An 8,740-nucleotide genomic window follows, 5' to 3' on the forward strand; every position below is an offset into this window, starting at 1 on the left:
CTCATTAGGAAGGAAAATCAGATGTAAAAGAGCAGATCCCGATAGGTGGGGAAGGGCCAGAAATCGTGGCTGACCATGCCCTCCAGCCGGTCGGCTACGGCACGGGCGGCCTCCATGGCGGGCAGGACGGCTTGAGCGCAGTATTCCGCCCGGGGTGCGGCTCCGCTGGGCAGGGCAGTGAGGGAGGACTCCAGCTCGGCGGCACGCTGGAAGAGGAGTCCGGTCTCCTCGGTGAGGGAGCGGACCAATGCGCTCTCCTCCGGGGCGGGGATGCCGATGGACTGCTTGACGGCTACGCCCTCGGCCACCTGCTTGGAATAGGCCATACAGGCGGGGAGGATCTGCTGGCGGAGCAGATCCAGGGCGGTGCGGGCCTCGATGAGGATGGTCTTGCTGTAATCCTCCTGGATGATCTCCTGGCGGGAGCGGATCTCCTCCAGGGTGTAGATGCCCATGGCGGCAAAGAGGGCCACGTTCTTGGGATCGTCGTAGCGCTCCAGGGCCTCGGGGGTGGTGCGCAGGTTGAGCAGGCCCCGGCGCTGGGCCTCGATGGGCCAATCCGTCCCGTAGCCGTTTCCGTTGAAGAGGATCCGGCGGTGGGCGGCCAGCTCCCGCCGGATGAGGGCAGAGAGGGCAGTGTCAAAGACGGGGGCGTCCTCCAGCTCGTCGGCAAACTCCCGCAGGACCATGGCAACGGCGGTGTTGAGCATCACGTTGGTGCAGGCGATGTTGAAAGAGGAGCCGGGCATACGGAACTCAAACTTATTGCCGGTGAAGGCGAAGGGAGAGGTGCGGTTCCGGTCCGAGTTGTCCAGAGGGATGGGGGGAAGGGCGGTGACGCCGATGTCCATGGCGGCATCCACAGCCTTGTCGTGGGCTCCGCCCGAGACCAGGGCATCCACCACCTGCTCCAGCTCGTCGCCCACATAGACCGAGACGATGGCGGGCGGGGCCTCATTGGCGCCCAGGCGGTGGTCGTTGCCCGCGCTGGCCACCGAGATGCGCAGCAGATCCTGATAGTCGTCCACCGCCTTGATGACGGCGGTGAGGAAGAGCAGGAACTGGGCGTTGTCCATGGGGGTCTTGCCCGGGTCCAGCAGGTTCTCCCCGGTGTCGGTGGAGAGGGACCAGTTGTTGTGCTTGCCCGAGCCGTTGACCCCCTCAAAGGGCTTTTCATGGAGGAGACAGACAAAGCCGTGCTTGTTGGCCACCTTCTTCATGATCTCCATGGAGAGCTGGTTCTGGTCGGTGGCCAGGTTGGCGGTGGTAAAGAGGGGGGCCATCTCATGCTGGCAGGGCGCTACCTCGTTGTGCTCGGTCTTGGAGCAGATACCCAGCTTCCACAGCTCCTCATCCAGCTCCGCCATAAAGGCCTTGACCCGGGGACGGATGGAGCCGTAGTAGTGATCCTCCATCTCCTGGCCCTTGGGGGCGGGCGCACCGAAGAGGGTCCGGCCCGTGAGGATCAGATCGGCCCGCTTGCCGTAGTCCTCTTTGTTGATGAGGAAATACTCCTGCTCGGCCCCCACGGTGGAGGTCACCCGGCGTACATCCTTGCCAAAGAGACGGAGTACCCGGATGGCCTCCCGGCTCACCGCGTCCATGGAGCGGAGCAGGGGAGTCTTTTTGTCCAGGATCTCCCCGTGGTAGGAGCAGAAGGCGGTGGGGATGCACAGGGTATCATCCTTGATAAAGGCGTAAGAGGTGGGGTCCCAGGCGGTATAGCCCCGGGCTTCAAAGGTGGCCCGCAGCCCGCCAGAGGGGAAGGAGGAGGCGTCCGACTCGCCCTTGATGAGCTCCTTGCCTGAGAAATCCATGATGACCGATCCGTCCCCGCAGGGGGAGAGGAAGGCGTCGTGCTTTTCGGCGGTGATGCCCGTCATGGGCTGGAACCAGTGTGTGAAGTGGGTGGCGCCCTTGCCCACCGCCCAGTCCTTCATGGCGGCGGCCACCACATCGGCCACGGCGGGGTCCAGGGCCGTGCCCTCGTTGATGGTGCGCCGGAGGGCGCGGTAGATATCCTTGGGGAGCCGCTCCCGCATGACAGAGTCGTTAAAAACCATGCTGCCAAAGAGTTCAGGGACCTTACTCATCAAAACATTCCTCCATGGAGTCCCCCGGCAGAGGAGACCGATAAAAAAAGACACTGCGGCCAGGGCCGCAGCGTCCTTGCTGCATGAAAGTCATTATAAGCTGTGGGCGGGGGGCTGTCAAGCATCTGAGGGCGGAATCCGGCGCAGCGGGGCGGAAATTGTGAGAGAATGCAAAAAAGTGCCCCTTTTTGCCGAGAAAAACGGATGAAAAACCAACAAGTCAATGTAGGGAAAAGAGGGCCCGAACCGAAACGCCCTGGGCCGAGAGGGCGCAGAGATATTCCACACTTCCGAAGAGCAGGCAGATGAGAACAGCCCAAATGCCCTCCACACCGCTGCGGCACAAGAAGCGGAAGAGCAGATTGACGCACAGGCCCATAAGGAGGGCGGACAGCGCGGGGGCCGTACACCACTGGAAGAGCCGGGGCCGCATATGGGCATACCGCCCCACCTGATACCAGTTGAGGAGCAGACCCAGGGCGGAGCTGGCCACAAAGCCCGCCACATAGCCCTTGAGTCCCACACCGGGCAGGCCCATCAGGAAAAAGGTGCAGCCCAGTTGCACCCCTCCGCAGAGGATGGCGTTCCAGGCGGCGGCACGCTGTTTTCCCACGCCGTTGAGCACGCCGGAGAGGATGGACTGATAGCAGGACAGCAGGACACCCAGTGAGAGGGGGAGGATAAAATCCCCCGCGCTTTCCTCCCGGAAGAGGAAACGCCCGATGGTCGGGCCCAGAACCACCAGAAAGGCCATGGCGGGCATGATGAGGACCGATGTGGCCAGCATGGCCTTGTGGACCCGGTCCCGGATCCGATCCAGACGGCCCAGGGCGGCGCTGCGGGCCAGACGGGGAACCAGAACCAGCCCCATGGCGCCGATAAAGGCGGTGGGCATGACCAGCATGGGGATCGTCATGCCGCACAGCACACCAAACGAGCTCATGGCATGGGACACGTCGGAGCCGGAGGCCACCAGACGCTGGGGGATGAGTACCGCGTTGGCCGAGCCCATGATATTCCCCAAAAGAGCGGTAAAGCCGATGGGAACGGCAATGGCGCGGATCCGGCGGCCCAGCCCGGGTTCAGCGGCGGTCCGAGGCAGACCGGCTGCCCGTTTTCGGTACAGAATGACCAGCGTAACGGAGGAAAAGAGCTCACAGATCACCATGCCGGTCACGATGAGTCCCACGGTGCGCTCCGGCGTCTGAGGGAGAAAGAGGGCCAGAAGGCCCAGGACCGCCCCGGTGCGGATAAACTGTTCACACAGCTCCACTGCCGCAGGCGGACGGATATTTCCGGTGCCGTAAAAATAGTGTTTGTGGAGATTTTCGATCCCCGTGAGAAAGAGACAGGGGAGTAAAAGAAGGAGGCCCAGCTGGGTCCTGGCGTCTCCCAGCAGATAGACCGAAATGGGGTCATAGAACAGCACCGTTACCCCGGCCACCAGGGCAAAGAGGATCAGAAAGGCGGTCAGGCAGCGCCGCAGTACCGCCCCCATGGCCCCCTCGTTTCCCCGTGCGGCATACTCAGCCGAGAGGTTGGACACGGCTACGGTCAGGCCGACGGCGGTGATGGAGAGGACCACGGAATAGACCGGTAGGATGAGTTGATAGAGTCCCATGATCTCGGCGCCCACCAGCCGGGAGAGGAAAATGCGGTAGATAAATCCCAGTACCTGGGCCACCAGACTGGTGCCGGTGAGCAGTAAGGTGCCGTATAACATGGATGAACGGCTCACTTTCAAGGACAGCCCCCCTTTTTCTTCGCTGTTCTACCATATGTGGTCCAGTGCCTGGACATGAGGAGAATTCCCCTTTGACAAGGGGCGAAAAGGTGAGTATCATTATATTTAATACAGTGAAGCGGGAAAGCGCCCGCCGGAAGGAGTTACCCATGATCGCCACCGTTATCAATGTCGTTCTGATTTTATTGGGCAGTTTGCTGGGGCTTGTGTGCAAGGACCATATCAAACCCCGTTTTGCCGCCACACTGACCAGTGCACTGGGGCTGTGTGTGATGGGGATCGGGGTCTCCAGTATGATTGGCACGCAGGATACCCTGTGTGTGATCGTCTGCATGGTCGTGGGAACGCTGTTGGGGGAGGCACTGCGTATCGAAGACCGCCTGGAGGGAATCGGCATACTGGTGCGGGGACGCCTGCTCCGGGGCGGCGGCAACAGCCGTTTTGTGGAGGGATTTGTCAATGCCACAGTCCTGTTCTGCGTGGGAGCCATGGCCATCAACGGAAGCCTGGAGGCGGGCCTCAACCACAACTATTCCATCCTGATTTCCAAGAGTGTCATCGACGGGGTGACCGCCATCACCTTTGCCTCGGCCATGGGCGTGGGTGTGGCCTTCTGTGTGGTGCCCCTCTTCCTCTACCAGGGGGGACTGACGCTGCTGGCTCAGTTTGTAGGCCCCTATCTGCCGCAGGACGTGGTGGTGGAGATGAGCGCAGTAGGGGGGACCATCATCGTGGGCATCGCCCTGAACATGCTGGGACTGCCCCGGGAAAAGATCCGGGTGGGCAATATGCTGCCGGCCATGTTTCTGCCCATGGCCTATCTGCCCCTCTCCCGGTGGCTGACCGCCCTGATGTGAGCATCCTTTCCGCAAAGCACTTCGGATTCCGAAGTGCTTTTTATTTGGAATCTAATCAATGTTAATAAAATAACAAAAGGCGCAAAGACCGCGAAATCGTCAATTTTTTCACTAAGTATTTGTAAAATACCAACAATAAAATGAATGAAAAAAGAAAGCGTGTAGATAAAAAATACGATTTTTTTCAAAAACCCTCTTGCGTATGAGCCAAAAAAGAGCTATACTAAGCGAGGATCGAGAAAACGGAACAGCCAAGAAACCACCTGTAAAGTTGTGCAACTGCGGATAGAAAACCTGCTGTTGCAATTTTTTAGGAGGTTATATGTTAAAAAAATAACAAGCTGCCGGACGGTCCAACAACACTTTACAAGAAACAGGAGGTAGAACGAGTGGCATTTGTGAAGTTTGAGCAACAGGGACACGTTGGAATCATCACCATCGACCGGCCCGATGCGCTCAATGCCCTCAACAGTCAGGTCCTCTCTGATCTGGACGCCGTTCTGGACAGAGTGGAGGCTGAGGATGAGATCTATGTGGTCGTCCTCACCGGTGCGGGCCGCTCCTTTGTGGCGGGGGCCGACATCGGGGAAATGAAGGGCTTTACCTCCAGTGACGGAAAGAAATTCGGCGTCCGCGGAGGAAATGTGTTCCTCAAGCTGGAGAATCTGTCCAAGCCTGTGATCGCCGCGGTCAACGGCTTTGCGCTGGGCGGCGGATGCGAGCTGGCCATGGCCTGTGACATCCGCCTGGCCAGTGAGAAGGCCAAGTTCGGTCAGCCCGAGGTGGGCCTGGGGATTACACCCGGCTTCGGCGGGACGCAGCGTCTGCCCCGTATCGTGGGGGTCTCCAAGGCCATGGAGCTCATTCTGACCGCCCGGGTCATCGGTGCGGCCGAGGCCAAGGAGATCGGCCTGGTGTCTGCGGTCTGTCCGCCGGAAGAGCTGATGGAGCGCGCCATGGAACTGGCCCAGGCGATCTGTGCCAACGCACAGATCGCAGTGCGGGAGTCCAAGCGCTGTATCCGGATGGGAATGCAGACCGATATCCACACCGCCGCGGCCTTCGAGGCGGAGGCCTTCGGCGTCACCTGCGGCACGGCCGACAAGGATGAGGGCATGGGCGCCTTTTTGGAGAAGCGGAAGGAAAAGCATTTCCTCAACCGCTGATCTGGACCGTTTTTAAAAATGATTAAGCAAACTGAGGCACGCAGAGCAAGATCCAATACACAGCATGTCACCAACCATGAGCAGGAACATTCCGTACCACCGCGAAAGAACGCGCGGGCGGACCGAACGGGTCCGCAGGGTACTTTAGCATTTGGGATCAACTGAATTTTGGGAGGACTATGTTTATGAAAAAGATCGTTATCATCGGCGGCGGCACCATGGGCCTGGGCATCGGCCAGGTTTTTGCGACCAAGGGTATCGATACCGTGATCCGCTCCACCAGCGAGCAGAGCGCCGAGAAGCATAAGAACAGCCTCATTAAAAGCCTGGATAAGCGCATTGCCAAGGGCAAGCTGGACGAGGCCGGCAAGGAGGCCCTGCTCTCCAAGCTGACCTTTACGACCGACATCAACGCTGCGGCTGACGCCGATCTGGTTGTGGAGTCCGCCGTGGAGGAGCTCTCCCTGAAGAAAGAGCTCTTCGCTCAGCTGGACGCCATCTGCAAGCCCGAGGCCATCCTGGCCACCAACACCTCCTCCATCTCCATCACCGACATTGCCTCCGCCACCAAGCGGGCTGACAAGGTGATCGGTATGCACTTCTTCAACCCCGCCCCCGTGATGAAGCTCATTGAGGTCATCCGCGGCGTGAACACCTCCGACGAGACGTTCAAGGCGATCTTTGACCTCTCCAAGGACGTGGGCAAGGACCCTGTGGAAGTAGACGAGGCCCCCGGTTTTGTCGTCAACCGCCTGCTCATCCCCATGATCAACGAGGGTATCAATGTGGTCGAGAGCGGCATCGCCTCTGTGGAGGACGTGGACAAGGCCATGAAACTGGGCGCCAATCATCCCATGGGTCCCCTGGAGCTGGGCGACTTCATCGGCCTGGACGTGTGTCTGGCCATCATGGATGTTCTCTATAAGGAGACCAACGATCCCCGTTACCGCGCTTCCCTGCTGCTGCGCAAGATGGTCCGCGGCGGCCGTCTGGGCCGTAAGACCGGCATCGGTTTCTACGACTACAGCAAGAAGTAATTCCAGTATTCGGATAGCCGGGGACGGAGATCGTCCCCGGCTCCCAGCCGTATATGTGTATTTTTATCTAGAAGGAGCAAAGCAATATGGATTTTCATCTGTCCAAAGAGCATGAGATGCTTCGGAAAATGTACCGTGAGTTCGCCCAGAATGAGGTGAAGCCCCTGGCCGAGGAGATCGACGAGGAGGAGCGCTTCCCCGAGGAGACCGTCAAGAAGATGGCCAAGCTGGGCATGATGGGCATCTATTTCCCCAAGGAGTACGGCGGCGCCGGCGCCGATGTGCTGGCTTATTCCATGGCGGTGGAGGAGCTGGCCAAGGTGTGCGGCACCACCGCTGTCGTTGTGTCCGCCCACACCTCCCTGTGCTGCGCCCCCATCTTTGAGAACGGCACCGAGGAGCAGAAGAAGAAGTACCTGCCCAAGCTCTGCTCCGGCGAGTGGATCGGCGCCTTTGGCCTGACCGAGCCCAACGCCGGTACCGATGCTTCCGGACAGCAGACCACCGCGGTGCTGGAGGGAGATCACTATGTGCTCAACGGCTCCAAGATCTTCATCACCAACGCCGGCTTTGCCAATGTGTTCATCGTCTTTGCCATGACTGATCCCAAGGCGGGCAACCACGGCATCTCCGCCTTTATCGTGGAGCGGGACTTCCCCGGATTCTCCATCGGTAAGCACGAGAAGAAGATGGGCATCCGCGGCTCCTCCACCTGTGAGCTGATCATGGAGGACTGCATCGTGCCCAAGGAGAACCTGCTGGGCAAGGAAGGCAAGGGCTTCAAGATCGCTATGAAGACGCTGGACGGCGGCCGTATCGGCATCGCCTCTCAGGCTCTGGGCCTGGGCGAGGGCGCCGTAGAGGAGGCCATCAACTACACCAAGGAGCGCGTGCAGTTTGGCCGCCGCCTGTCTCAGTTCCAGAACACCCAGTTCCAGCTGGCCGATATGCACACCCGCATGCAGGCCGCCCAGTTCCTGGTGTACTCCGCTGCAATGAAGAAGCAGAATGGCGAGCCCTACTCCATGGACGCCGCCATGGCCAAGCTCTTCGCCGCTGAGGCCGCCAGTGATGTGACCCGCCGCGCCGTTCAGCTCTTTGGCGGCTATGGCTACACCCGTGAGTACCCCGTGGAGCGCATGATGCGCGACGCCAAGATCACCGAGATCTACGAGGGTACCAGCGAGGTTCAGCGCATGGTCATTTCCAGCCATCTGGGCGTGAAGTAAGGAACGGAGGATATTGACATGAAAGCAATCGTATGTGTGAAGCAGGTGCCGGATACCTCCGGTAAGGTTGCGGTGAAGGCGGACGGCACCATGGACCGTGCGTCCATGGCGACCATCACCAACCCCGATGATATGAACGCCATTGAGGCGGCCCTGAAGCTGAAGGACGAGACCGGCTGCGAAGTGACCGTGGTTTCCATGGGCCCCCCGCCCGCGGAGGGCATGCTGCGGGAGCTGCTGGCCATGGGCGCGGACAAGGCTGTGCTGGTGTCCGGCCGTGAGTTCGGCGGCAGCGATACTTACGCCACCTCTCAGATCCTGGCCGCTGCGCTGAAGAAGATCGGCGTGGACGACGAGACCATCGTGTTCTGCGGCCGTCAGGCCATCGACGGCGACACCGCCCAGGTGGGTCCCCAGATCGCCGAGAAGCTGAACCTGCCCCAGGTGACCTACGTCTCCGAGATCAAGGCGGAGGGGAAGAAGATCACCGTGCAGCGGATGCTGGAGGACGGCTACATGACCATCGAGGTGGCGCTGCCCTGCCTGCTGACCTGCATCAAGGAGCTCAACGAGCCCCGTTACATGAGCGTGGGCGGCATCGTGGAGGCCTACAG

Annotated in this window: 7 protein-coding genes; 5 read left to right on the top strand and 2 right to left on the bottom strand. The window is 60.2% G+C overall.

What is annotated here, in order from left to right:
• Positions 1–17: 17 nt before the first annotated feature.
• Both INF37_RS13965 and INF37_RS13970 read right to left on the bottom strand, forming a co-directional pair.
• Complete coding sequence (locus INF37_RS13965) at positions 18–2,093, bottom strand: glutamine synthetase III family protein (protein ID WP_101691004.1); 2,076 nt, start codon at positions 2,091–2,093, stop codon at positions 18–20.
• A 220-nt stretch (positions 2,094–2,313) separates the two neighbouring features.
• Positions 2,314–3,831, bottom strand: a complete 1,518-nt coding sequence (locus INF37_RS13970) for a putative polysaccharide biosynthesis protein (RefSeq protein WP_328821086.1) — start codon at positions 3,829–3,831, stop codon at positions 2,314–2,316.
• Positions 3,832–3,986: 155 nt separating this feature from the next.
• Between INF37_RS13970 and INF37_RS13975 the strand changes: the two genes are divergently transcribed.
• The 5 genes from INF37_RS13975 to INF37_RS13995 all read left to right on the top strand — a co-directional run.
• Positions 3,987–4,694 (top strand): DUF554 domain-containing protein, encoded by a 708-nt coding sequence (locus tag INF37_RS13975; RefSeq protein ID WP_186964008.1) that lies wholly within the window; start codon positions 3,987–3,989, stop codon positions 4,692–4,694.
• A 389-nt stretch (positions 4,695–5,083) separates the two neighbouring features.
• Complete coding sequence (locus tag INF37_RS13980; RefSeq protein ID WP_193538945.1) at positions 5,084–5,860, top strand: enoyl-CoA hydratase-related protein; 777 nt, start codon at positions 5,084–5,086, stop codon at positions 5,858–5,860.
• Positions 5,861–6,045: 185 nt separating this feature from the next.
• Positions 6,046–6,897: a 3-hydroxybutyryl-CoA dehydrogenase gene (locus INF37_RS13985; protein ID WP_101691008.1), complete on the top strand. Its 852-nt coding sequence runs from the start codon at positions 6,046–6,048 to the stop codon at positions 6,895–6,897.
• Between the two features lie 86 nt (positions 6,898–6,983).
• The gene (locus INF37_RS13990) at positions 6,984–8,126 is read left to right on the top strand and encodes an acyl-CoA dehydrogenase (RefSeq protein WP_101691009.1); all 1,143 of its coding nucleotides are present in this window, start codon (positions 6,984–6,986) and stop codon (positions 8,124–8,126) included.
• A gap of 18 nt (positions 8,127–8,144) precedes the next feature.
• Positions 8,145–8,740, top strand: a 596-nt coding sequence (locus tag INF37_RS13995) for an electron transfer flavoprotein subunit beta/FixA family protein (RefSeq protein ID WP_193538947.1), incomplete at its 3' end; no start/stop codon positions are given.

Source organism: Pseudoflavonifractor gallinarum, from assembly GCF_014982855.1.
Lineage (GTDB): Bacteria > Bacillota > Clostridia > Oscillospirales > Oscillospiraceae > Pseudoflavonifractor_A > Pseudoflavonifractor_A gallinarum.